This is a genomic window from Kluyvera genomosp. 3, assembly GCF_011765685.1.
Taxonomy (GTDB): Bacteria; Pseudomonadota; Gammaproteobacteria; order Enterobacterales; family Enterobacteriaceae; genus Kluyvera; species Kluyvera georgiana_A.
Window position 1 is genome coordinate 2,852,860 of record NZ_CP050321.1, and the last position, 24,832, is coordinate 2,877,691.

A 24,832-nucleotide genomic window follows, 5' to 3' on the forward strand; every position below is an offset into this window, starting at 1 on the left:
CCTCTTAGCCTTTAATTCCGCTGCTGGACACGCCCTGGACGAAGTAGCGCTGCGCCAGGAAGAACACAATGATGGAGGGCAGAATGGAGATGCTCGCCATTGCCAGAATTTCGTTCCACGGCGCCCCTTCGGTGACGTCGATGGACATTTTCAGTGCCAGTGCAATCGGGTACTTATCAACGCTATAGACGTAGATCAGCGGGCCGATAAAGTCGTTCATCGACCACATGAACTGGAACAGGGCGACGGAGATAATCGCCGGTTTCAGAATTGGCACCACCACGTACCACAGCACCTGCCACGAGTTGCAGCCGTCGATCTGCGCCGCCTCTTCCATATCGCGCGGTACGCCGCGCAGAAACTGAATCAGCATAAAGACGAAGAACCCTTGCGTGGCAAAAGCGGTTGGTAGGTACAGCGGCAGATAGCTGTTCAGCATGCCCATTTCGCGGAACATCAGATACTGCGGGATCAGCAGTACGGTGCTCGGCAGTAGCATGGTGGCAATCAACGTAGCAAACCAAAACTTCTTCCACGGGATCTCGAAGCGGGCAAAACCATAGGCGACGACGGTGGAGGAAATGATGGTCAGAATGACTTTCGGGATCACATACTTAAAGGTATTGATCATGTAGTGACCGAAATTGTACTCGGTACCGGTTTTCCAGCCGTTAATAAAGCCGTCCCAGGTGGCGTGCGACGGCCAAAGATTCAGCGTGGTGAAGATTTCGTGGTTCGGTTTGAACGATGCCGAGAACATCCACGCCAGCGGGTAAAGCATCATCAGCCCCACGACCAGCAAGATAACGTAACGCACGGTCCGGCTGATTTTTTCACGGCGCAGCGTACGGGCTACTTCGCGCGCAGCTTCCTCTTTGGTAGATAAAACGGATTGCAACTCAGCCATTTTTGCCTCCCTTATCGGCAGAGTAGAACACCCAGTATTTCGAAGACTTAAAGGCAATCGCCGCAAAGACGGCTACCACCAGGAACAGCACCCACGCCAGCGCTGCGCCGTAGCCCATATCAAAGTATTTGAAAGCGGTATCGTAGATGTAGAGCGAGAACAAGTAGGTGTAGTAGGTTGGGCCGCCGCCGGTGATCACATAGGGGCCAGTGAACTCCTGGAAGGTCCCGCTGGTCTGCATGATAAAGTTGAAGAAAATGACGGGCGTAATCAACGGTACGGTCACCTTGAGGAACATTTGCCACTTCGTCGCGCCGTCGATCATCGCCGCTTCGTACTGCGATTGCGGTACGTTTTGCAGCGCCGCGAGGAAGATAACCATCGCCGAGCCAAACTGCCACACGCGCAGCAGCGTGACCGAAATCAGCGCCAGCGACGGTTCGCCCAGCCAGTTGATCGGATCGACGCCAATCACGCCCAGCATGCTGTTAAACAGGCCGTCGATGGCGAACAGCGCGCGCCACAGTACCGCGATAGCCACCGAACTGCCGAGAATCGACGGGATGTAGTACGCGGTGCGGAAAAAACCAATGCCCCGCAGTTTAAAATTGAGCACAAAGGCAATACCCAGCGCAAACGCCAGTTTTACCGGAATGGTCAAAAAAACGTAGACAAAGGTCACCGCCATCGATTTCCAGAACAGTGAGTCTTCCGTCAGCATATACCGATAGTTTTCGATGCCGGTAAATTGCGGAGGACTCATCAAATCATACTGGGTAAAACTTAATAAAAATGACGATATAAACGGGAAAGCGGTAAACACCAGCAACCCGATTATGTAGGGTGATATCCATGCCAGACCTAATAACTTATTCTCGTTCATAGATTCCTCTAATATAATAAAGACGTACTGTATCGCGCATCGTCGCGATGGACGAGGCAGTGATCTTTATCACATTCAATATTAGCTAATAAAAATTAGCTGTGAACTCTCGCAAATTAATGAAAAAACATTTCATTTCTTTGTAATAAAATCCTATAGTCGAGAAATAATCTCAACTTCCATGAAGGCTATTGCCATGGCACTACGTCGGCACGCAACCTATTCACCGGATAACGCGTCATTGATGATCAAGCACATCGCTGACCAGGACATCTGCCCGCTGCACGCCCATGACTTTTACGAAATGGTCTGCGTCTCCTCAGGAAGCGGCATGCACGTCATTGACGGTATCTCCTGGCCCATCAGTCGTGGTTCGGTGTTCGTGGTGGCGCCTCATGAAGAGCACTATTTTGAGAAAGTAGAAAAACTTTCCCTGCTCAATATTTTGATCCGCCCCGCCTTTCTCACTGACACGCTGCTGACGCTGCTTGCTGACTTTGCGCCTGAAAAACAGTTTATGGCCACCCACCAGACCATTGTGCACAGTACATTTTACACCAACCTATTAAATGAAGAATTAAGCCATAATTTGGCGCATCAACCACTCATGCTGGAAACATTGTTTACTCAGCTGGCGATATTTTTGCAGCGCGGCCATATTAGCCAGGCGGCTGATAATTGCGTAAAAGAAGATTCAATCATATATTTATTGAATTACTTACATCACAATTATGCAAATGACAAATTAAGCATCGATTATCTGGCACAAAAATTTAATATTCAGAAACGCATGCTGGAACGTAAAGTCCAATCGATTACCGCCCTGACGCCAAATGACTACATTACTCACGTGCGTTTGTGTCATGCGATGAATTTGTTGGTTACCTCCGAGCAATCTATTACCGATATCGCCTATCTGTGCGGTTTTAACGACAGTAACTACTTTTCCCATCGCTTTAAGCTTTTCTTCGGCATACCGCCGCGCACGGTGCGCAAATATGGTCTCTTCCCGCTGATCAGCCACCGCAGCGCGCTCCAGTCATAGACCGGAGCGCCGTTCATGGTTCAGATAAACAGGTTCTGATACTCGATCAACGCCAGCATCGCCATCGCCTGCCCATAAGGCATGGTGGTACGTTCAATATTGCGATAGTAGTCAAGATCTTTGCCCATCCCTGTACCGAAAGAAACATTTGCCAGTTCACCCTGCGGGTTAATCTGCCGCATCACGCCTTCCGCTGCGGCAATCCCCGTCGCGAGAAAATGTTTATCGATATAGCGCAGACGTACCGCTTTCAGAATGCCATACGCAAAACCCGCCGAAGCCGACGATTCCAGATAAGAGTTCGGGTCATCCAGCAGCGTGTGCCATAACCCACTTTCTCTATCCTGCCGCTGCGCCAGAGCCGCTACCTGCCGCGTTAGCTGGCCCAGCAAGAACTCGCGCACCGGGTCGCCTTCCGGCAGGTCGAGCATCTCGATAAAGTCCGGGATGGCCACCGTCACCCAGCTGTTGCCGCGCCCCCAGAGCGCCTTAGCATAGTGATGGCACCCCTCAAAGTTCCAGCCGTGATACCACAGCCCGGTCGGCGCATCGCACAGGTACTGCGAATGCAGCAGGAACTGACGCTTAGCCTCGTCCACCCACTGTGGACGATTGAACACCAGCCCAGCCTTCGCCAACGGCATCACGCTCATCATCAGCGTATCGTCCCATAGTTGCTGATGATGCGCGAAATTGAAGGTCATATGCTGCAGGCCACCCAGCTCGGTACGCGGCATGTCATGCATTACCCAGTTGGCCCAGATGTCGATGTAACGCCGCCATGGCGAGTGGCCCGTCTCTTCATACAACGCGGCGAGCGTCAGCATTGGCGCCATAGTATTGACGTTTTTGGTCGGCGTGCCTTCGCGAAAACGGTCGGTAAACCACTGTTCGATGATTGCCATCCAGCGCGGGTTACGCGTCTGCAGCCAGTATTGCCACAGGCCATACAGACCGATGCCGTGAGTCCATTCCCAGCCGCCCCACCCTTTGGTATCGACCACCCGTCCATCCGCCAGCGTCATGAGAAATGCGCCGTTCTCATCACGAATATTCACCAGCGCGTCAATCAGCTTTTCCGTCATCTGCACCGTCTGTTCCGCGCTAAACTGCAGTTGCTCTCTGTCCATGAAAACCTCTTATTTCATCGGTGTATGTTTGCGCAGCGCGCGTTTGGCGGTGCGCTCGAACTCTTTGGCGGCGTCTTCAGCGCTGATTTTGCCGTAGTCAATCCGCTGGGTCAGATCCAGCCAGTACTGTTCGATTTCCGGGTTTTTAAAGTACGGCGAGACGTAGACGTTATCGGACGGCATGCTCTCCACCAGCTTAAGGCCGGTAATCACCGGATCGTCCGGCTGCGCCATCGTGTTTTTCATCACGTAGTCCGCCGCCGCTTTACTCACCGGGAAGCCTCTCTCCAGCCCCATCAGCGCGACGCCTTCCGGCTGATTAAACATGTAATCCATCAGCATCGCCGCCTCTTTGGGATGCTTCGTGTTGCGGCTAATGGCGAATATCATCGACGGTTTGATAAATAACCCTGCATCCTTCGCCCCCGGCAGCAGCGGATATGGACCCACTTCCAGTTTTGCCGGTGGCGCCAGGGTATCTTCATACTTTGCAACTGCCGAACTCATCAGGTTAGAGCCGCCGAATTCACCGTTGATCCACGGCTTCATTTCAAACGGCTGCGCTTTACCAAACGACTGAATATACTTCTGACTTGGCAGGACGTGTTCGTTCACCAGTTTCTGATAGACGTTGACAAATTCCAGCCACTGCGCCTCGTTGTAGGTAAACTCCCCTTTTTCGTTGAGCATCGGCTGGTTGTATTTCTGCACCATCCACGAATTAATGAGTTCCATTGAAGTGGTGACGATAGCCGGATAGTAATTGTCGCCAAGCTTCTCTTTAAAGATCTTTCCGGCGGCGTACAGCTCATCCCAGGTTTTCGGGTAGGCAAGTCCGACCTTTTTCCAGGTTTCGGTATTGTAATAGAGAATGGGCGCCACCAACGAAACGGGCAGCCCCTGCACTTTGCCGTTCACCGTCACGGTCCCCAGCTTGCCCGCGTAGTTTTCCAGCCCGACCTCTTTGCTGAGCTGATTGAGATCGTAAAAGCCATCACCGGATCGTGAGAACACCTGTATCCAGCTCCAGTCAAGCTGCATGACATCCGGTTCATTTTTCCCTGCTATCTGGGTGGAGAGGCGTGAAACGAAACCATCCCAGCCGGTATATTCAGCCTTCACCTTAATGTTGGGATGCGCCTGCTCAAAGGCGCGAATGGTTTTCAGGGTGTTCTGGTGACGCGAGTTCGCCCCCCACCAGGAGACGCGCAGGGTTACGCTGTCGCTATCTTCCGCCATTGCCGGCGCAATGCAAAATATGCCGCCGCAGGCCAGCAGCAACGAGAGTGCTATTTTTTTCATCATAAATGTCCTGTCAGCAGTGCGGAGACATCCGCCAGGTAAACGGCAGGTAATCCCTCGCGATCGGAGGTATAAAGTACGTGGCGCAGATCCGGGCTAAACGACGGGTGTGGATGACTTGCCTGACACTGGCCGTCAATCACTCGCCATGAGGTATCGTGGCGAACAATCCGCCGCGTTTGCTTCTCGCCCGGCGCAAACAGATAGAGCCAGGGGTCTGTCAACGCCGCATAACCGCCCTCGTCGGTGAGATCCACCGGCGTTCCGCAGCCGTCGCCCACCAGCAGCGAGCCATCAAAATTGCTCATCAGATGTGAACAAGCGGGCATCGGCATGACTTTTTCGCTCTGCGTGCTGCCCGCCAACGTCTGGCAGATATGGCGCTGATGCGTCTCTTTATGCAGGGAGACGAAAATAATGCGCGAACCGTCCGGCACCCAGAACTCATGGGTAAAGGTTTCCTCTTCGTCCTGGCTCACCGGCGCGGAAAGCCCCGTCTGGCGCTGATGCAACCAGATACGGTTGCGAATCAGATCGTGCGGTCCTTCATGACAGTACATGATGGTATCGATATCGCCGGGGCGAAAGCCGGGGTGTCCTAACCAGCGCGGCTCTTCAAACAGTTGTTCGCTGCGACCGGAAGCAAGGTCGATCACTTCACAGCGGGTGGTCGGGTTCATATGATATTGCCGCTGGAAATCGCTCCAGTCGTGCAACGGCAGGTAACTTTCTGCCGACAGCGACATGCCGATCATTTTGCGGCCACTGCTGTCGGGCGCCCAGGCACTGGTGCTTACCCACTGGGCAGGCAGTCGGTACAGTACCTGTTCCTGCAAGGTATCCAGCTCTACACGCACGATTTGCCGGTTGTGGCGCATAAAGATCAGCGCGCTATCGTCATCAGTGATAAACCCGTCAAAGCTATTATCGCCAGCCCCATCGGTGAGCTGGCGCAGCGTGCTCTGCTCAAGATCGAGCAGCCAGTAGTTCCAGTTGCCCTGTTCAACGCCGCCAATCAGCAGCTGTGTTCCTCCCTGTAAAAAGCACTTTTGATAGAAATAGTTGCGATGAAAAATGCGCCCCAGTGGCGTTAAGCGCATAACGCGAACGCCGGTCACCGGATCGATTTCGGTGGTAAAAGTAAGCGGAGTGATATCACCCTTGGCCATAGTTTCCTCAATATCAGGCGTGGACGATGGGCTGACAGCTCAGAATGTCAGCGCGTCTGTGAAGCAGTCCTCCCAGACGCAGGCATCAGCATGCCAACGGCGTCAGGAAATAACCTTTGAAATAAGGACAAAATACGGCGACGAGTGACGCATTAATCAAGGTTGCAGCGTTATCATTAATAATCACAGGAATGCTCACATTCTTAACCGATTAAATCCCATTCTTTGTATTTCCGACAAAAACAGGGTTGTGGCTGGTTATTTTATAAAGGTTTTAATGACGTCATAGATGATTAACTGTTCCGACACAGCTATCCACAAGAGTGAATAATATGAGGCTAACGTCTACTGCATCTATTCTGGCGATATTGCTCTCCACGGCAATATCACCGGCATGGGCCGTTAAGTTTGAACAACAGCAAGATAAATATCTTATTGATAATGGCAAATTAAAAATCACCCTTGCAGCATCGGGAAATATCACCCGCCTGGAGATGGGCAGTAATAACCTGCTGGCACATTTATCCGCCACCCAGCGCGACCCTGACAAAATTCGCAGCGGTTACCTTGATTATCACTCAGGGCGCGTTACGCCATTTATTGCCGACAAATTCACGCTCATTGAAAATACTCCGCAGCGGCTGCACATCATGTTTCAGGGAGAAAACCCAGAAAAGCTAGCGCTGGAATACCACTATATTATTCCGCAAGGCAGTAACGGATTTTATAGCTACGTCGTGGCGGAAAATAAAACACCCAAACCGGTATTAATCAGTGAGCTTAGGGTGGTATATCGCTTTGACCCTCTGCGCCTGAATCATCTGTTTAACGGCCAGCGCGATGGTATTCCTTTGCTGTATAGCGCATTAGAAAAGTTACCCAAAATCCAGGATGAAACCTGGCATTTACCCTCTGGTGATGTCTATAGCAAGTATGATTTCGCCGGCTATCAGCGACAGCTGCCTTTCTGGGGAGTCTATGGCGATGGGCTCGGCGCATGGCTGATTCCCGCCTCACCGGAGTACTTTTCCGGCGACAGCAACAAGCAAGAGTTGCTGGTTCATCAGGATGCCATCGTCCTCAACTACCTGACCGGCGCGCACCTTGGCTCTCCCGATATGATTGCGCCGCCGGGCTGGCAGAAGCTATACGGTCCGTGGTTTATGTACTTCAATCAGGGCGATGCCGAAACGCTGAAACAGGACGTCCAGCGTCAGGCGCTAGCCGAACAGCGCGCCTGGCCCTACACGTGGGTGAAAGACGACCGCTATAGCACCCAACGCGCTGAAGTGCTTGGCCGAGTGCTCTCACCGACAAAGGTCAATGTCACCCTCAGTTCCTCGCTCACCGAGCCGACCGATGTCCAGACCCTGGGATATGCCTGGAGCAGCACCAGCGACGCGCAGGGCCGAATCGCCTTCAACAACGTGGTAAAAGGCCAGTATCGGCTTGATGTTTATGCCAGCGAAGGCCAGCGCCCCGGGCTGCTGTACAGCACTACGGTCAACATTCAGGATGATGCCACGGTGCTGGCGGACATTACGCTGCCGCCCTTCGTCGCGCCGCTGTGGTCCATCGGCCAGTCCGACCGTTCAGCCAGCGAGTTCCGCTTCGGCAATGCTCCGCGAGGCTGGCAGTGGCAGCATCGCGTCCCCGCCAGTCTGACGTTCGATATCGGACGCAGCGACCCGCATCAGGACTGGTATTACGCGCAGACCCAGCCTGGCGATTGGTCGATTCGCTTTAGCGATACCGCCGATCGTCAGCCCCGTTATTTAACCGTCGCGTTCGCCGCCGTCAGTAACTTCGGTATGGACCACCCAACCAAACCCGTCATGCAGGTGTTGTTAAATAATAAAGTCATTAAAACGCTGGCATACGAAAACGATAAGGCTATTTACCGTGGCGCAACCCGTAGCGGTAAATACCATAACGAAAAAATAGAACTGCCTGCGGACAAGATGGTTAATGGCAATAATACCGTCACCTTCCGACTCCAGGGCGGAGCATTTATGTACGACTTTATCTCGTGGTCTAAAAAATAAGAGGAAAAATATGTTATCTCGTAAATACCTTATGGCAGGATGCGTCTTATTAGTTAGCCAGGTTGCACTGGCAGAGGAAGGTTCATCACCGATTAAAGCACTAAGTCTGGATTATCGACACGAATATCGAACGCGCGACCGGACGCATTATGACAAGTTGAACATGTCAGCGGCCCTGCCGAATAACTTTAACTTCTCAATAGAAACAAAATATAAAACAGGTGGCAAAGACACCAAAGACAAGATGTTTTCTGATCCGGTGATCAATGCGGTCGAGCTTACTCTTTCCCGCGCTTTTATATTTGACAACTTCAAGATATCACCGTTAATTCAACCAGAATTCAATAACGAACGTACCGAATGGAAATTTGGTTTCGTGCCCTGGTATACTTTTAATGAAAACTGGGCCATCGGCGGGATGTACCGTTTTGAAATGACCGATTACGCCAACGATCCCGACTGCGGCTATAATGGTGATAAATCCTGTAGCACCAACAAACACCGTACGGTCAACCGTGGCGATATCTATTTGCGCTACACCTGGGACCGATTCTCCACCACTTATAAATTTATCTATAAGCACGGCGATGAAATATTATGGGGCAATCAGCACTATGACTATGAGCAGGAGTGGCAATTCGACTACTTGCTGGGTGATAAAAAAGAGTGGAAACCGTACGTCACTTTCGGCGATATAGGGCGCTCGTCGAAGTCCACCGAACGCCAGTTCCGTCTGCGTATGGGGGTGGTCTACACCTTTAAATAATCCGTTTTCGCGATAGCGCCAGGCGGCGCTATCGCACTGCTTCCGTTCTACATGCCACGTTAGCGTTTACTTTTGCAATCGTCTGTTTTGGGGCCAGCCATCGGCCCCGTTTTTTTAATTCAGCATATTACGAATCACGTAATGCAAAATACCGTCGTTCTGGTAGTAAGTGAGCTCGGTCGCCGTATCGATACGGCAGCGGCACAGCACGGTTTGCTGCTGACCATCTGCACGAGTTAGCACGACAGGGATCGTTGCCCCCGGCTTCATCTGCTGTAGCCCGGCGATATCGATCCGTTCCTCGCCGGTGAGCTGCAGCGTTTTGCGGCTTTGGCCCTGTGGGAATTCCAGCGGCAGAATGCCCATACCGATGAGGTTGGAACGGTGGATACGTTCAAACGACTCGGCAATCACCACCCGTACGCCGAGCAGACGCGGGCCTTTCGCCGCCCAGTCGCGGCTGGAACCCGAGCCATACTCTTTACCCGCAATCACCGCCAGCGGCGTTCCCTGCGCCTGATAGTGCATCGCCGCATCGTAGATGGACATCACCTCATCTCCAGGCAGCAGGCGGGTCATGCCCCCTTCCACGCCGGGCACCATCTCGTTACGGATACGAATATTGGCGAAGGTGCCGCGCATCATCACCAGATGGTTGCCGCGACGGGAACCGTAGGAGTTAAAGTCGCGGGTGGCGACGCCATTTTCCTGTAAATAGCGCCCTGCCGGGCTGTCCGCCTTGATGCTCCCTGCCGGGGAAATATGGTCGGTGGTGACCGAATCGCCAAGCATCGCCAGCACGCGCGCGCCCTGGATATCTTTCACCGGTTCCGGCACAACGCCCATCTGGTCAAAAAACGGTGACTGACGAATGTAGGTGGAATCATTCTGCCAGCTGTAGGTGTCCGAGGCTGGCACGCTAATCGCCTGCCACTCAGGTGTGCCGGCAAACACTGCCGCGTACTCTTTGTGGAACATATCGGTCGATACCTGCTGCACCGCGCGCGCAATTTCATCGCTGCCCGGCCAAATATCCTTCAGGTACACCGGTCTCCCCTGACTATCTTCTCCCAGGGGATCCTGCGTCAGATCGACCGTCATATTACCCGCCAGCGCGTAGGCAACCACCAGCGGCGGCGAAGCCAGCCAGTTCGTTTTAACCAGCGGATGAATACGCCCTTCAAAGTTACGGTTACCGGACAGCACCGCGCCAACGGTCAGATCGCCTTGTTTAATCGCGCTTTCAATCGGATCAGGCAAGGGTCCCGAGTTACCAATACAGGTGGTACAGCCATAACCAACCAGGTTAAAGCCCAACTGGTCAAGGTACGGCGTTAGCCCGGCATAGGCCAGGTATTCCGACACCACCTTCGACCCCGGTGCCAGCGACGCTTTCACCCATGGCTTCGGCTTCAACCCACGCGCAACGGCATTTTTTGCCAGCAGCCCGGCGGCCATCAGCACACTCGGGTTTGACGTGTTGGTACACGAGGTAATCGCAGCAATCACCACCGCCCCTTCCGGTAAGGCATACTGCTCGCCGTTGAGGCTAAAGGCGACGGCCGGCTTTGCTTTACCCGCGCCATTCACTTCCAGTTCAGTGGTGGCGTTAAACGCTTTCGGCACGTTGCCCAGCGCGACGCGGTCCTGCGGGCGTTTCGGCCCGGCGAGGCTCGCCTCTACATCGCCCATGTCCAACGCCAGCGTTTGGCTGAATACCGGCTCATCGCCAGTGTGCCGCCACATGCCCTGCGCTTTGGCGTAGGCCTCCACCAGCGCGACCTGTTCATCGCTGCGTCCGCTCAGGCGCATGTAAGAGAGCGTGACGTCATCAATAGGGAAGAAACCGCAGGTTGCCCCGTATTCCGGAGCCATATTGGCGATAGTGGCGCGGTCAGCCAACGGCAGCGAATCCAGACCGTCGCCGTAGAATTCAACAAATTTCCCCACCACGCCAAGCTGGCGCAACATTTGGGTGACGGTGAGCACGAGGTCGGTGGCGGTAATCCCTTCACGCAGCTTGCCGGTCAGCTTAAAACCAACGACATCGGGAATCAGCATAGAGACCGGCTGTCCAAGCATTGCCGCTTCCGCTTCGATACCGCCAACGCCCCACCCCAGTACGCCCAGACCGTTAATCATAGTGGTATGGGAATCGGTACCGACCAGGGTGTCTGGATAGGCCACCCATTCATTGCCCTGCAATTCGCTCCACACCGCTTGCCCCAGGTATTCAAGGTTGACCTGATGGCAAATACCGGTGCCAGGTGGCACTACGCGGAAGCGGCTGAACGCCTGCTGCCCCCAGCGTAAGAAGGTGTAACGTTCATGGTTGCGCGACATTTCAAGGCGCACATTTTCCTCGAAGGCATCATCATCGCCAAAGCGATCTACGGTGACCGAGTGGTCAATCACCAAATCCACCGGCGACAGGGGGTTCACCTTATGGGTATCGCCACCGAGGCGCTTCACCGCCTCGCGCATGGCAGCCAGGTCCACCACTGCCGGTACACCGGTAAAATCCTGCATCAGCACACGAGCGGGACGATAGGCTATCTCCCGGTCGGCATGGGCGTTTTTCAGCCAACCGGCCAACGCCTGGATGTCGTCGGCAGTCACCGAGTCGCCATCCTGCCAGCGCAGAAGATTTTCCAGTAAAACTTTGAGTGATTTCGGCAGGCGGTCAATATCGCCAAGGGTCTTTGCGGCCAGCGCTAAGCTGTAGTAGCGGTAGGTTTTATTGTCGACCTGTAGCGTTTCCTTGCAGGCCTCTCGTAGGGTTGACGACATAGCTCCTCCTTAAATGACGGGAATTGCAGCACTCTGACACTCCTCAGAGCCTCTATTAAAGATAACACAACGACCCGAACACGCCGGAAAAGGGCTCAGATTGATAAATGCATCAACGCTTTATTAAAAAAGAGACGAAGGGAAATAAATAGCAGGAGAAGGATTTTCGGGATATATCGGTAGGGGAAGAAAGATGGACAATAACCCTGGAGTTACTGTTTCTTATTCTCATCCTGATTGAACAGTTCGATAAACTCTTTTTGCTCAGGCGTCAATTTCCACTCGTCCGGGACATTGACCTTATTATTATTCTCAACGGGTTTCTTTACCGCCGGCGCGCGGGGCTTCGCCGGTTTAACACGTTCAGACGTCAGCATGTTTAGCCCCAGAACTTCCAGATCAGCAGTGCGACAGCAATCCAGAACAGCGCGGAACCCAGGAATACGCTCAGCCATGCTTTGCGTTTCACGCCCGGTTCTTTATTTTCTGACGCCATTACATGCCTCTCACAATCGATATTACTTATCATTTTCACACCAATTAATTGTTACAACTAATCATCATTGAGATAAATCCTAAGTAAATTTTAAGCAAAAATCCAGCGATTTTACGAATGCTGAGGGGAGATTTATTTATTCTTTTGACGGTGAAGGAATATTTGAGTAGAGAAGTTTGCTTAACGTTAAATTTATTTCTACTTTTGCTGCAATGTTGCCAATAGAAACAATTCTTAATCACGGCGATGAACGGATGAGGGGATAAAAATCAGGGGATTGGGGTGGGTAATATAACCCTTTTCGCCCCCGATGCCCGGGGGCGGATAATCATGGAAGATTACTTTTCCGGTAGCTTAATATCTTTGAACATAGCTTCAATGTCTTCATTAGAGCGTAGCGCTACCGCGGTGTCGACCACGTCGCGGGTCAAATGTGGGGCGAAGCGCTGAATGAAATCATACATGTAGCTACGTAAGAAGGTGCTGCGGCGGAAACCAATCTTCGTGGTGCTGTGGCTGAAAATACCGTCTGCGTCGAGCTTAACCAGATCCGGATCGGAGATAGGATCGACGGCCATGCTGGCAATCACCCCTACCCCAAGCCCCAGACGCACGTAAGTTTTAATGACATCGGCATCGGTGGCGGTAAAAACAATACGCGGCGTCAGGCCTGCGCGATTAAACGCGGTGTCCAGTTCGGAGCGACCGGTAAAGCCAAAGGTGTAGGTTACCAGCGGATACTGCGCCAACTCTTCAATCGTTACCGACGTTTTGGATGCCAGCGGATGCTCCGGCGTCACCACAATCGAGCGGTTCCAGTGGTAGCAAGGCAGCATCACCAGATCGTCATACAGGTGCAGCGCTTCAGTGGCAATGGCGAAGTCGGCGTTGCCTTTGGAGACCGCCTCGGCAATCTGGGTTGGCGAGCCCTGATGCATATGCAGCGACACGCGCGGATAACGTTCAATAAAGCCTTTAATCACGCCCGGTAAGGCGTAACGCGCCTGCGTGTGAGTCGTGGCGACGTATAGCGAGCCTTTATCCGGCCAGGTATGTTCGCCCGCCACAGATTTGATGGCGTCGACTTTCGACAGCACTTCCCGCGCAATACGGATAATTTCCTGACCTGCCGGAGTGACCTGCGTCAGATGCTTGCCGCTGCGGGCGAAAATCTGAATACCCAGCTCATCCTCCAGCATTCTGACCTGCTTACTGATGCCCGGCTGCGAGGTGTAAAGTCCTTCAGCGGTAGAGGAGACATTAAGGTTGTGATTGACCACCTCAACGATATAGCGGAGCTGCTGTAATTTCATGCGGTTGTATCCAGTCTGTACTCAGAAAGCGCTCATAAAGACGATTTAATCATAAGAAATGCATCTGCTATAACCACTATATCATTTATAGCAAGTGTGTATAGATGGAAACAAAAAATAATAACGAGGTTATAAAAAAGGGCCGCTATGCGGCCCTTTGTGAAGTTTTTGCGTGGAACGTTACTTTTTCGCTTCGACCCATTTACCGTCAACGAAGAACGCTGACCAGCCTGTCGCTTTACCGTCTTTTTCAGAGGCGACGTACTGCTGTTTGGTCTTACGGCTGAAACGTACCATCGTTTTATTACCGGCAGGATCCTGCTGCGGCGCATCGGCCAGATAACGCAGTTTCTCCGGCAGACGGTCGCGGAAGCGGTACAGCTCTTCCACCAGCGGCGCACGCGTTTCACGCGATTTCGGGAAAGTGTTAGCGGCCAGGAACACCCCGGCAGCGCCGTCACGCAGCACGAAATAAGCGTCAGACTTCTCGCACGGCAGCTCCGGCAGCGGCACCGGATCTTCCTTCGGCGGCGCGACTTCACCGTTACGCAGAATTTTACGCGTGTTCTTACACTCGTCGTTGGTGCAGGCCATGTACTTGCCGAAACGTCCCATTTTCAGGTGCATTTCGGAGCCACATTTCTCACACTCAACGATCGGGCCGTCATAGCCTTTGATGCGGAACTCGCCCTCTTCAATCTCGTAGCCGTCGCAGGTCGGGTTGTTACCGCAGACGTGCAGTTTGCGCTTCGGATCGATCAGGTAGCTATCCATCGCCGTGCCGCATTTCTGGCAACGACGTTTGGCGCGCAGCGCGTTGGTTTCGGCATCGTCGCCTTCCAGCACGTTCAGCACTTCGTTTTCCGGCACCAGGTTAATGGTGGTCTTGCAGCGTTCTTTCGGCGACAGCGCGTAGCCGGAGCAGCCAAGGAATACGCCGGTGCTGGCGGTACGGATACCCATTTTACGTCCGCAGGTTGGGCAATCGATACTGGTCAGCACCATCTGGTTCGGCTGCATGCCGCCCTCTTCCGGCGCTTTCTCAGCGGTTTCCAGCTGCTTGGTGAAATCACCAAAGAACAGGTCCAGAACCTGCTTCCACTCGGCTTCGTGATTCGCCACGCGGTCGAGGTGGTCTTCCATCTGCGCGGTGAAATCGTAATTCATCAGATCGCGGAAGTTCTCTTCCAGACGGTCGGTGACGATTTCGCCCATTTTTTCGGCATAGAAACGACGGTTTTCAGTGCGTACGTAGCCGCGATCCTGAATGGTCGAAATAATCGACGCATAGGTCGACGGACGGCCAATACCGCGTTTTTCCAGCTCTTTCACCAGAGACGCTTCGCTAAAGCGCGCAGGCGGCTTGGTGAAGTGCTGGGCTGGCGTCAGTTCAACCAGGCTGAGCTTGTCGCCCTGGTTGACCATCGGCAGCGTGCGGTCTTCATCGCCTTTGCGCAGCGCTGGCATCACTTTAGTCCAGCCGTCAAAGCGCAGGGTACGACCGCGCGCTTTGAGCTTGAAGTCGCCCGCTTTCACGGTCAACGTGGTGGAGTCATACTGCGCCGGCGTCATCTGACAGGCTACGAACTGGCGCCAGATCAGCTGGTACAGCTTCTGTGCGTCCGCTTCCATATCTTTTAACGCTTCCGCCTGCACGGCAACGTCGGAAGGACGAATCGCTTCGTGCGCTTCCTGCGAGTTCTCTTTGCTGGCGTACTGATTCGGATTTTCCGGCAGGTATTTCTTGCCAAAATTATCGCTAATATAGCCGCGAACCATGTTCACTGCGTCCTGACTCAGGTTGGTGGAGTCGGTACGCATATAGGTGATGTAGCCCGCCTCATACAGACGCTGCGCCATCATCATGGTTTTCTTCACACCGAAGCCCAGACGCGTGCTGGCAGCCTGCTGCAACGTTGAAGTAATGAACGGCGCGCCCGGCTTGCTGCTGGTCGGCTTATCTTCACGCTCCAGCACGCTGTAGCTGGCTTTTTCCAACAGGCTGACCGCCGCCATGGTTTCGTCGCGGTTAACCGGACGGAACGGCTTGTCGCCCTGATGGGTGACTTCCAGCGCCAGAGCATCGCCGCCAGGGGTGGTGGTGTTCGCGTCAACTTCCCAGAATTCTTCTGGAACGAAGGCTTTGATTTCACGCTCACGCTCAACCACCAGACGCACGGCAACGGACTGCACGCGACCCGCAGACAAACCGCGAGCGATTTTTTTCCACAGCAGCGGCGAAACCATGTACCCCACGACGCGGTCCATAAAGCGACGCGCCTGCTGAGCGTTAACACGATCAATATTCAGTTCGCCCGGCTTTTCAAACGCCTGGCGAATCGCATTCTTGGTAATTTCGTTAAACACCACGCGGCTATAGCGCGTTTCATCACCACCGATCACTTCCCGCAGGTGCCATGCAATGGCCTCCCCTTCGCGGTCAAGGTCGGTTGCGAGATAGATGTGGTCGGCTTTTTCCGCCAGCTGTTTGAGTTCCGAAACTACCTTTTCTTTGCCTGGCAGCACTTCATAGTGTGCCGCCCAGTCATGCCATGGGTCGACGCCCATGCGGTTAACCAGCGCGCCTCGTTCATCCTTTTTAGGCTTTTTGGCCGTTTTGGTGGAGGTAGAGTCAGCGCTCTTTTTGGCGGCTGAGCCACTTGTCGGCAAATCGCGGATGTGACCCACGCTGGACTTAACCACGTAGTCATTACCCAGATACTTATTGATCGTTTTGGCTTTTGCCGGGGACTCAACGATAACGAGAGCTTTACCCATATTCACCTTTACCTAATTTGATTCTTCCAGGAATACATCGCACATGTTCCACGTTCCACTGGCGACAAGCCTTGTATGTTGCGGCAACGCCAATGGATATCAACCCTTTACTGACCGGCTTTTGATGTAAGCACGCAGATGGCTGAGTTCACAGACTTTTTTTCGTCAGGAGCTATAGCACGAAGAATATTCGGTCGAATGTCAAGCAAATCTGTTGCCAGATTGCCGAAAGCGTCACACTGTACCTGATAAAATTCGTTACGCAACTTTATTAGCATGCAAACACCAATCATGCCAACTCTGCGGTAAAATCGTTACCCCTGGTAAACGTCGGGAATATTTGCCCACGACGGGCGCCCGGCGTAAACTAGCGCGAGAATTTTGAGGAGTTGAATATGTCAAATAATAGCCAACCTATCGATCGCCAGACGCTGCTGATTGAAGCCAACCGCCTTATTCGCGAACATGAAGATACTTTAGCCGGCATTGAAGCTACCGGCGTTGAGCAACGCAACGGCGTGCTGGTCTTCAGCGGCGAGTACTTCCTGGATGAACAGGGCCTGCCTACGCCGAAAAGCACGGCGGTGTTTAATATGTTCAAGTATCTCGCCCACGAGCTGTCTGAAAAATATCACCTGGTTGACTGAGCGTAAGGCTGTCGCCTGAGCCAAAATAATCACGCCCGGTAAACAACGTTTACCGGGCGTGATTATTTTGAGGCCTGATGGCTTAAAGCATCGGTTTTTGCCCGCGCTGCCACCAGCGCATCATCAGACGATCCGCGCTTTCCGCGGCGCTGCCGGTAAAGCGGTCCATCATTTTCTTACGTTGCGTGTAACGAACGTTGACCACTTCGTGATCGGCCATCAGCCCCAGCAGCAGTTCATCGCTGGTACCCACTTCATCAACCAGACCTTTTTCCTGCGCTTGCGAGCCATACCAGTGCTCACCGGTCGCGACCTGTTCGATATCCAGCGTCGGACGCATCGTCTTCACAAAATCTTTAAACAGATGATGGGTTTCGTTCAGCTCTTCGCGGAATTTCTGTCGCCCTTCGTCGGTGTTTTCGCCCAGCAACGTCAACGTACGCTTGTACTGACCCGCAGTGTGCAGCTCAACGTCGATATCTTTATTTTTCAGGAAACGGTTGAGGTTTGGGATCTGCGCGACCACGCCAATCGAACCGAGAATAGCGAACGGCGCCGCGACGATTTTATTCGCCACGCAGGCCATCATGTAGCCGCCGCTGGCCGCGACTTTATCGACTGCGACCGTCAGCGGGATCTGCTTATCGCGAATACGCTGCAGCTGGGAGGCCGCCAGCCCGTAACCGTGCACCACGCCGCCAGGGCTCTCAAGACGCAGCACCACCTGATCCTGCGGTGTGGCGACCGTGAGCACGGCGGTAATCTCTTCACGCAACGAGGCAACTTCGTGGGCATCCATGCTGCCTTTAAAATCCAGCACCCACGCGCGCGGTTTGCCGGAGACGGCGCTTTCGCCCTGCTTCGCTTTGGCCTTTGCCGCCTTTGCTTCTTGCTTCAGTTTTTTCTTTTGCGCTTTATGCCAAAGCTTCTGCTGCGGCCCGTCGAGCAGCGCCACGGCTAAATCTTCCTGCATGTCCTTGTGCTGCTCGCTTAAGTTGGTGATCCGCAGTTCACCGCGCTGCCGCTTGCGCGACGTCAGATTGACAATCAGCACGGCAATGACGGCAATAGCGACGACAACCGTCACGATCTTCGCGAGAAATAGACCATATTGAAAAAGTAATTCCACACATCCACCTTGTACAAAAATCACATAATCTGTCGCTCAGTGTACAACACCGCGTCCGGTACGTCTCGACTGGAGTATCAGCCCTCGAGGCCGCTTCCAGATGATTTTTTTGCAAATGAAATCATTGCAAATTGTTAATTAGACGTTGTCTCTCCGGTGCGCCGATTGAAATAGCGAAGAGATTCAGGCATAAAGCCCAAAAGCGATGAAAAGTACATAAAATATGGCCGCTAAAGGCCATAGAGGAGCTACCGTGCACTATCAACCCCAGCTCGACTTGTTGCAGAATCGTATCATCCAGGTCACCGGCGCCAGCGACGGTATCGGGCGAGAAGCCGCTATCACCTACGCGCGCTATGGCGCCAGCGTCATTTTATTAGGTCGTAGTGACGAAAAATTACGTTCAGTTGCGCAAGAAATCAGCAATATCAGTGAATTACCGGTCCGTTGGTATACGCTGGATCTGTTAACCTGTACCCCACAAGCCTGCCAGCAGGTCGCGCAGCAAATCAGCCTGCACTACCCGCGTCTTGATGGCGTGTTGCATAACGCCGGACTGTTGGGGGACGTGGTCCCCATGAGCGAGCAGGATCCGCAGGTCTGGCAGCAGGTGATGCAGGTTAACGTCAACGGCACCTTTATGTTGACCCAAGCGCTGCTGCCATTGCTGCTGCAATCGGATGCCGGTTCGCTGGTTTTCACCTCCTCCAGCGTGGGCCGTCAGGGGCGTGCAAACTGGGGGGCCTATGCGGTGTCGAAATTTGCCACCGAAGGCATGATGCAGGTGCTGGCCGAAGAGTATCAGGGGCAGTTGCGCGTCAACTGTATTAACCCCGGCGGCACGCGAACCAAAATGCGCGCCAGCGCCTTCCCGACGGAAGATGCGCTGAAGCTCAAAACCCCTGCCGATATCATGCCGCTTTATCTGTGGCTGATGGGCGATGATAGCCGCCGGAAAACCGGTATGACTTTTGATGCCCAACCCGGGCGTAAACCAGGAATTGCCCAATGAGTGATGAACGTTACCGCGAACGCCAGCAACGCGTGAAAGAGCGCGTCGCCGCCCGTGTCGCCGCCGCCCAGGACACACGAGGGATCGTGATTGTGTTTACCGGCAACGGGAAAGGCAAAACGACCGCCGCCTTTGGTACCGCCACCCGTGCGGTCGGCCACGGCCATAACGTCGGGGTGATTCAGTTTATTAAAGGCACCTGGCCGAACGGTGAACGTAACCTGCTCGAACCGCTGGGCGTTGAGTTTCAGGTGATGGCCACCGGGTTTACCTGGGACACTCAGAACCGCGAAAGCGACACGGAAGCCTGCCTCGCCGTATGGCAGCACGCCAAACGGATGCTGGCCGACGAGACGCTGGATATGGTCGTACTCGACGAGTTGACCTACATGGTGGCCTATGACTATCTGCCGCTGGAAGAAGTCTTAACGGCGCTGAAAGCGCGACCGCAGCATCAAACGGTGATCATCACTGGCCGCGGTTGTCACCGCGATATCCTCGACTACGCCGATACCGTCAGTGAACTGCGGCCCGTCAAGCATGCGTTTGAAGCCGGGATTAAGGCGCAGATTGGGATTGATTACTAAGCTGCGTTAGCCTGTCGAGCAGCGCGGCGTTGAGCGGCAGGCACAGGCAATCTTCGCCCTGTGCCAGCGTACTTTCCGCTAAATTCTGTCGCGAAATAAAGCGTTTACGGTACTCGGTTGGCGTCAGCCCACAGTACTTATTAAAGGCGGCAATCAGCGCCTTATGTTCCTGAAAACCACAGCTGTGGCTGATGTCGGTGATCGGCGTGCGGGTGTCACGTAGCAAGGTGCGGGCTTTGTTCAGCCGCACCAGCGTCAGATATTCTTTGAAATTGTGTCGACTGACCTTTTTAAACAGCCGGGAAAAGTACGAGTAACTCATGCCGCTATGCTCGGCAACATCGCTCAAGGTCAGCGGCTGGTCGAAGTGCTGATTAATGTAATCAATCCCCTCTTTAATCATCGCGTCTTCCCGCAGCGTACTTTCAGCCCGCTGAGTCGGTTGCCCGGCTGCCACCAGCGCGTCCAGCAGCAGATAGATAGCCGCAAAGCGCTGAAACGGCGCATCGTTGTCGATAATCCGCGCCAGCAACGACTGTAGCCGGGGGAAAACGGCGCTGTCGGCTAGCGTCATAGCGTGGCGATGCGTTCGCCAGTTCAGCAACGGCGCCGGGTGCAGTTCATCAAACAGTCCCGGTGAAAACTGCACGGTCACCAGTTGGCTGCCGTCTTCTTCCGCGCTGAGCGCGTGTACCTCTTCGGCATTGATATACAGCATCTCCCCCGCGTGAAGCGCTACGCTTTGCTGCCCCACCGCCAGCGAAAAACGCCCGTGCAGCACGGTGATAAGCTCCGGTGCCGGGTGCCAGTGCGGCTCGCAGTAGCGAACCTCCGCCGCAAAAACGTTGAGTTTCTCCGCGTCAAAGGCTATCAGCTCGTAGCCGCTGGCCGTCTGCCGCCCGGCATGGGCGGCCGGGCGAGGATGCGTTACTGAAAAAGGAAACACGCGCCTTCTCCTGTTATTAGCGGTTAGTCTGTTCCGGCCAACACCGCGTTCAGTTCATCACGCTCGATGTCCAGCGCCAGAAACTCGGTCAGCGCAATCAGCAGACCGCAGAACAGATCGGGCGCCAGGCGAATCAGCTTTTCTCGTACCTGTTCCGCAGGCATCTGGCTTTTTCCGGCAATCAACTGTACGACCCGGGCAAAAGCTTCCGGCTGCTGAATCAGCTGTTGCAACGAGTTATCATCGCGGAGCGGCACGTAGCGTGGCGGGCAATCAACCTCAAACGTCGCGCTCAACGGCAGATCGCGGGATGACGCCCCCACATGAAGCTGCCATTCCCCCGGCGTAATAACCCAATCGGCCAGCCCCGGATGATAGCAGGCAAGCTCGGCGATCGGCAGTTGCAGGCTGACACGGCGTGTTTCCCCGGCGGCCAATGCGACTTTAGTAAAGCCCTTTAAGGCACGCACTTCACGAATCAGCTCGCCTTTTGGTGCAGAAACGTACAGCTGAACGACCTCTTTACCGTCATACGCCCCTACGTTGCGTAAATCAAAGGTGACGGTAAGCGTATCGTCTGCCCCGGCATGCGTCGTCGAAAGCGACAGGTTATCATAGGCGAATTGCGTATAGCTTAAGCCAAAACCGAACGGGAACAGCGGGTTCAGGCGACGTTTATCGTAGTAACGATAGCCGACAAACAATCCCTCACCATAATGGTGACGCAGGTTTTCCCCCGGATATTGTAGCCAGGCCGGGGTCTCTTCCAGCGTATTAGGTACCGTCACCGTCAGCTTGCCGCTGGGGTTGCGCAGCCCGAACAAGATTTCCGCCACCGCGCGTCCCATGCCCTGCCCGGCAAAGAAGGTCTCCAGCAGCGCTTTACAGCCGCCCAGCCACGGCATCACGACCGCATCGCTGTTAGCCAGTACCACCACGACATTTGGCTGCACTGAGGCCACCTCGCGAATCAGACGCTCATGGACGGCCAGAATATTGAGATCCTGACGGTCACCGTTTTCGCCATCCTCGCCCACCGCGGTACTGACGAAGATCACCGCCACGTCGGCTTCCTGCGCCACCGCTTTCGCCTGCGTCAGCGCCGCCTCGTCATCGCGTAGATCGTCAGGCGCGCCAATCGCCCAGCGCACGCTGAAATCATCACCCGCAAGGTCGAAAATTTCATCCAACGGACGGTCAAGCAGATACGGTACCGTGGTTGCACAGCCGGAGCCCTGAATCACCGGCTCCTGCGCCGGCTTACCCAACACCGCAATACGCGGCGTTTTCTCCGGACGCAGCGGCAGTAACCTGTCGTCATTTTTCAATAATACAATGGATTCCGCCGCCAACTGCTGCGAAAGCGCATGATGCGCCGGGAAATCGGCCTGTGCATTCGGGCGGCGGTGGCACTGCACTTTATCCAGCAGTTCCAGCATTCTCAGGCAGGCACGATCCACCACCGGCATTGGCACTTCGCCGGATTCAATCGCCGCCAGCAGCGTCTGTTTATCGCGTCGGGTCTCCGGCATCGCCAGATCGTTACCCGCCAGCAGCGATGCGGGACGATCCTTCACTCCGTACCAGTCGGACATCACCAGCCCCTGGTAGCCCCACTCTTCGCGCAGCACCTGAGTCAACAGGAACGGGTCCTGCGACGTTTGCACCCCATTCAGGCGGTTGTAGGAGGACATTACCGTCCACGGCTGCGACTTCGCGATCGCCCGTTGGAACCCTGCAAGATAGATTTCGCGCAGCGCGCGCTCTTCGATAATGGAGTCCATTTCCGTACGACGGTACTCCGAGTTGTTGGCGGCGAAGTGCTTCAAACTAGCACCTACGCCTTCATCCTGCAGGCCGTTAATTAACGCCGCCGCGATATCGCCGCTGACGACCGGATCTTCGGCGTAGTATTCATAACCACGCCCGGCCAGCGGCGTGCGGCGAATGTTGATACCCGGCCCCAACAATATCCCAACGCCCATATGCTGGCACTCGCGCCCCAGCGCATGACCCATTTGATAAACCAGATCGATATCCCAGCTACAGGCGAGACTCGAGCCGTTCGGGAAACAGGTGGCTGGCAGCGAGGTGCTGAACAAAGCTTCACTGCCCCCTTTCGCCGCCGACTCTTCAGCGTTAGCCTGGTCTGCGGTTTGGGTGATCACGGAGATAAAATCGTCCATGCTCCATTTTTCGCCACCGTCTATCTGCGCGCTGCTGTAACGCACGCCGTAGGTACCGTCGGTCATGACGATATCGTCAATACCGTGCTGCGGCAGGCTGGCCGTGCGCCACAGGCCGCTGCCGGTAAGTAGCGCCACTTTTTCTTCGGCGCTCATCGCGGCGATAAGGGTTTTAAAATCACGATTCATGTCTCGACTCCCTGAGGTTAAAGCGCGTTCTGCTTGCGCAGACTGATTTTCTGAACGATATCGCGGTAGGTTTTTTCATCGAGCGAGTAGCTGGCGACAAAAATAGCGCTTATCGCGAACATGGCGCCGGGGAACAGCGTCATCAGGATATTGATACCGCTTAGCGCGCTGGCGCTAATGCTGGCGGCATCATAGTGGTAATAATCCAGCATCCACCCGGCACAACCGCCGCCGATCGCCATTGCAATTTTGGTGATAAAGTTGAAGAAGCCGTATATCGCGCCTTCGGTACGCACGCCATGATGCCATTCCGCATATTCCACGGTATCCGCAATCATTGACCACATGGCGACGAATCCCATGCCTAAGGTAATACTGAACAGGCACACCCCGGTCATAATTAACCAGATATTATCCCCGGCTACGAAATACTGCATCAGGACGCCCAGCACGCCAATCAATAGCGCCAGCAGGGTCATTTTCTTTTTCCCCATCATGGCGATGATTTTCTCAGAAACGACCGTCCCTAAAATATAAGCGGCCGACTGAATCATAAAGAACGAAGAGGTAAATCCTTCATTGCCAATAATATATTTAATAAAGTAAATGGCGATCGCCATCCACACGGTATAGGCAATATAAAAGAAGACGGTAAACAGCGACAGGTTAATCAAAGGGCCATTGCCCATCACCGCGCGGAACATTTCTTTTAGGGTCGGCGCAGGCGAATCTTCCTCTTCTCCCACGCGCTCTTTAGTCATGCCAAAACAGGCGAGGAACAAGAAGGTCGCCAGCAACGCAAAACAGGAGACGGCAAAAACATAGCCCATCTGTTTGTCATCGAACGGTGAAATCAGGATATCCGCGGTGGTCGAAACAATCAGATAGCCGACGATAGCCAGCACAAAGCGATACACCGACAGCGACGAACGCGAAGCCTCATGCTGGGTTAAGCGGTTGGTCATCGCCGAATACGGGGTATTGACCGCCGTGTAGGCCAGACAATAAATAGTATAAGAACACAGTGCAAACCAGAATTTCGCTTCGCTGCCCAACGGCAGGAAGCACAGTACCGTCAGCAACCCAAGCGGAATCGAACCGTATAATAACCACGGACGGAGTTTGCCGTAACGACTGTGGGTTTTATCAATAGCAAAGCCAATCAGAATATTAAAGATGGCATCCACCACCCGTGCAATAACAAAGATCAGGCTTGCCTGGACCGCGCTGATGCCGAAGATATTGGTATAAAAAAATAATAAAAAAAGCGAAACGAAACCGAAGGATAAATTAGAGGCAAAATCGCCAAAGCCATAGCCTATTTTTTCTTTAACGCCGATAACCACATAGCTTGCCGAGAGTTTTTTCGTTGTTTCCATTTCGGGCTACCTGTTTGAGTAATCTGTGGCGTCAGTATATGGCGGGCGCTATTTTATCACTTTGCGTTCTTTGTCTGGGGAATTCCTGTTTTTTGTCTTTATACAGAAGTGTGAATAGAATCACAGGAGAAGA

20 protein-coding genes are annotated in these 24,832 nt (G+C 53.9%); 6 read left to right on the forward strand and 14 right to left on the reverse strand.

The window, feature by feature from the left end:
- Positions 1–4: 4 nt before the first annotated feature.
- Both GY169_RS13445 and GY169_RS13450 read right to left on the reverse strand, forming a co-directional pair.
- A complete protein-coding gene (locus GY169_RS13445) occupies positions 5–907 on the reverse strand; it encodes a carbohydrate ABC transporter permease (protein WP_163448920.1) in 903 nt (300 codons plus the stop codon).
- Positions 900–1,790, reverse strand: coding sequence for a carbohydrate ABC transporter permease (locus tag GY169_RS13450; RefSeq protein WP_163448919.1), 891 nt, complete (start codon positions 1,788–1,790; stop codon positions 900–902). The genes GY169_RS13445 and GY169_RS13450 overlap by 8 nt, the downstream gene beginning before the upstream one ends.
- A 196-nt stretch (positions 1,791–1,986) precedes the next feature.
- Here GY169_RS13450 and GY169_RS13455 point away from each other — a divergent pair, with 196 nt between their 5' ends.
- Complete coding sequence (locus tag GY169_RS13455; protein ID WP_167576052.1) at positions 1,987–2,835, forward strand: helix-turn-helix domain-containing protein; 849 nt, start codon at positions 1,987–1,989, stop codon at positions 2,833–2,835.
- Between the two features lie 20 nt (positions 2,836–2,855).
- Here GY169_RS13455 and GY169_RS23310 read toward each other — a convergent pair whose 3' ends face one another.
- The 3 genes from GY169_RS23310 to GY169_RS13465 are packed head-to-tail and all read right to left on the reverse strand — an operon-like array spanning position 2,856 to position 6,436.
- Positions 2,856–3,965, reverse strand: a complete 1,110-nt coding sequence (locus GY169_RS23310) for a glycoside hydrolase family 105 protein (protein WP_191091006.1) — start codon at positions 3,963–3,965, stop codon at positions 2,856–2,858.
- Positions 3,966–3,974: 9 nt separating this feature from the next.
- Positions 3,975–5,267, reverse strand: coding sequence for an ABC transporter substrate-binding protein (locus GY169_RS23315; RefSeq protein WP_191091028.1), 1,293 nt, complete (start codon positions 5,265–5,267; stop codon positions 3,975–3,977).
- Positions 5,267–6,436, reverse strand: a complete 1,170-nt coding sequence (locus GY169_RS13465) for an oligogalacturonate lyase family protein (RefSeq protein ID WP_167576053.1) — start codon at positions 6,434–6,436, stop codon at positions 5,267–5,269. Before GY169_RS13465 ends, GY169_RS23315 begins: the two co-directional genes overlap by 1 nt.
- 332 nt (positions 6,437–6,768) lie before the next feature.
- On the opposite strand from GY169_RS13465, the gene GY169_RS13470 reads away from it, so the two are divergent.
- Both GY169_RS13470 and GY169_RS13475 read left to right on the forward strand, forming a co-directional pair.
- Positions 6,769–8,481, forward strand: coding sequence for a polysaccharide lyase family protein (locus GY169_RS13470; RefSeq protein WP_167576054.1), 1,713 nt, complete (start codon positions 6,769–6,771; stop codon positions 8,479–8,481).
- A 10-nt stretch (positions 8,482–8,491) separates the two neighbouring features.
- A complete protein-coding gene (locus GY169_RS13475; RefSeq protein ID WP_065357582.1) occupies positions 8,492–9,247 on the forward strand; it encodes an oligogalacturonate-specific porin KdgM family protein in 756 nt (251 codons plus the stop codon).
- Positions 9,248–9,361: 114 nt separating this feature from the next.
- On the opposite strand, the gene acnA is transcribed toward GY169_RS13475, so the two are convergent.
- The 5 genes from acnA to topA all read right to left on the reverse strand — a co-directional run bounded on the left by acnA (position 9,362) and on the right by topA (position 16,624).
- Positions 9,362–12,037, reverse strand: coding sequence for an aconitate hydratase AcnA (gene acnA, locus GY169_RS13480; protein ID WP_167576055.1), 2,676 nt, complete (start codon positions 12,035–12,037; stop codon positions 9,362–9,364).
- Positions 12,038–12,249: 212 nt separating this feature from the next.
- A complete protein-coding gene (locus GY169_RS13485; RefSeq protein WP_163448896.1) occupies positions 12,250–12,414 on the reverse strand; it encodes a hypothetical protein in 165 nt (54 codons plus the stop codon).
- 2 nt (positions 12,415–12,416) lie between these two features.
- The gene (locus tag GY169_RS13490) at positions 12,417–12,566 is read right to left on the reverse strand and encodes a YmiA family putative membrane protein (RefSeq protein WP_074416844.1); all 150 of its coding nucleotides are present in this window, start codon (positions 12,564–12,566) and stop codon (positions 12,417–12,419) included.
- Between the two features lie 305 nt (positions 12,567–12,871).
- On the reverse strand, positions 12,872–13,846 hold the full coding sequence (gene cysB / locus GY169_RS13495) for an HTH-type transcriptional regulator CysB (RefSeq protein ID WP_035892921.1): 975 nt from the start codon (positions 13,844–13,846) through the stop codon (positions 12,872–12,874).
- Between the two features lie 180 nt (positions 13,847–14,026).
- A complete protein-coding gene (topA, locus tag GY169_RS13500; protein ID WP_163448912.1) occupies positions 14,027–16,624 on the reverse strand; it encodes a type I DNA topoisomerase in 2,598 nt (865 codons plus the stop codon).
- Between the two features lie 395 nt (positions 16,625–17,019).
- Here topA and GY169_RS13505 point away from each other — a divergent pair, with 395 nt between their 5' ends.
- Positions 17,020–17,271, forward strand: coding sequence for a YciN family protein (locus tag GY169_RS13505; protein WP_064546024.1), 252 nt, complete (start codon positions 17,020–17,022; stop codon positions 17,269–17,271).
- An 82-nt stretch (positions 17,272–17,353) separates the two neighbouring features.
- Here GY169_RS13505 and sohB read toward each other — a convergent pair whose 3' ends face one another.
- A complete protein-coding gene (gene sohB, locus GY169_RS13510) occupies positions 17,354–18,400 on the reverse strand; it encodes a protease SohB (protein ID WP_167576056.1) in 1,047 nt (348 codons plus the stop codon).
- Between the two features lie 253 nt (positions 18,401–18,653).
- Between sohB and GY169_RS13515 the strand changes: the two genes are divergently transcribed.
- Both GY169_RS13515 and cobO read left to right on the forward strand, forming a co-directional pair.
- Complete coding sequence (locus tag GY169_RS13515) at positions 18,654–19,412, forward strand: YciK family oxidoreductase (RefSeq protein WP_167576057.1); 759 nt, start codon at positions 18,654–18,656, stop codon at positions 19,410–19,412.
- Positions 19,409–19,999: a cob(I)yrinic acid a,c-diamide adenosyltransferase gene (cobO, locus tag GY169_RS13520; protein ID WP_065357586.1), complete on the forward strand. Its 591-nt coding sequence runs from the start codon at positions 19,409–19,411 to the stop codon at positions 19,997–19,999. Before GY169_RS13515 ends, cobO begins: the two co-directional genes overlap by 4 nt.
- Here the strand turns inward: cobO and GY169_RS13525 are convergent.
- Genes GY169_RS13525 through GY169_RS13535 form a run of 3 tightly spaced genes read right to left on the reverse strand, consistent with a single transcriptional unit; the run spans position 19,971 to position 24,699 of the window.
- Positions 19,971–20,945 carry a helix-turn-helix transcriptional regulator gene (locus GY169_RS13525; protein ID WP_167576058.1) on the reverse strand — a complete coding sequence of 325 codons (975 nt, stop codon included), beginning with the start codon at positions 20,943–20,945 and terminating at the stop codon, positions 19,971–19,973. The genes cobO and GY169_RS13525 overlap by 29 nt on opposite strands.
- A gap of 23 nt (positions 20,946–20,968) precedes the next feature.
- A complete protein-coding gene (locus GY169_RS13530; protein ID WP_167576059.1) occupies positions 20,969–23,320 on the reverse strand; it encodes a beta-glucosidase in 2,352 nt (783 codons plus the stop codon).
- A 17-nt stretch (positions 23,321–23,337) separates the two neighbouring features.
- Complete coding sequence (locus GY169_RS13535; protein ID WP_167576060.1) at positions 23,338–24,699, reverse strand: MFS transporter; 1,362 nt, start codon at positions 24,697–24,699, stop codon at positions 23,338–23,340.
- Between the last annotated feature and the right edge of the window lie 133 nt (positions 24,700–24,832).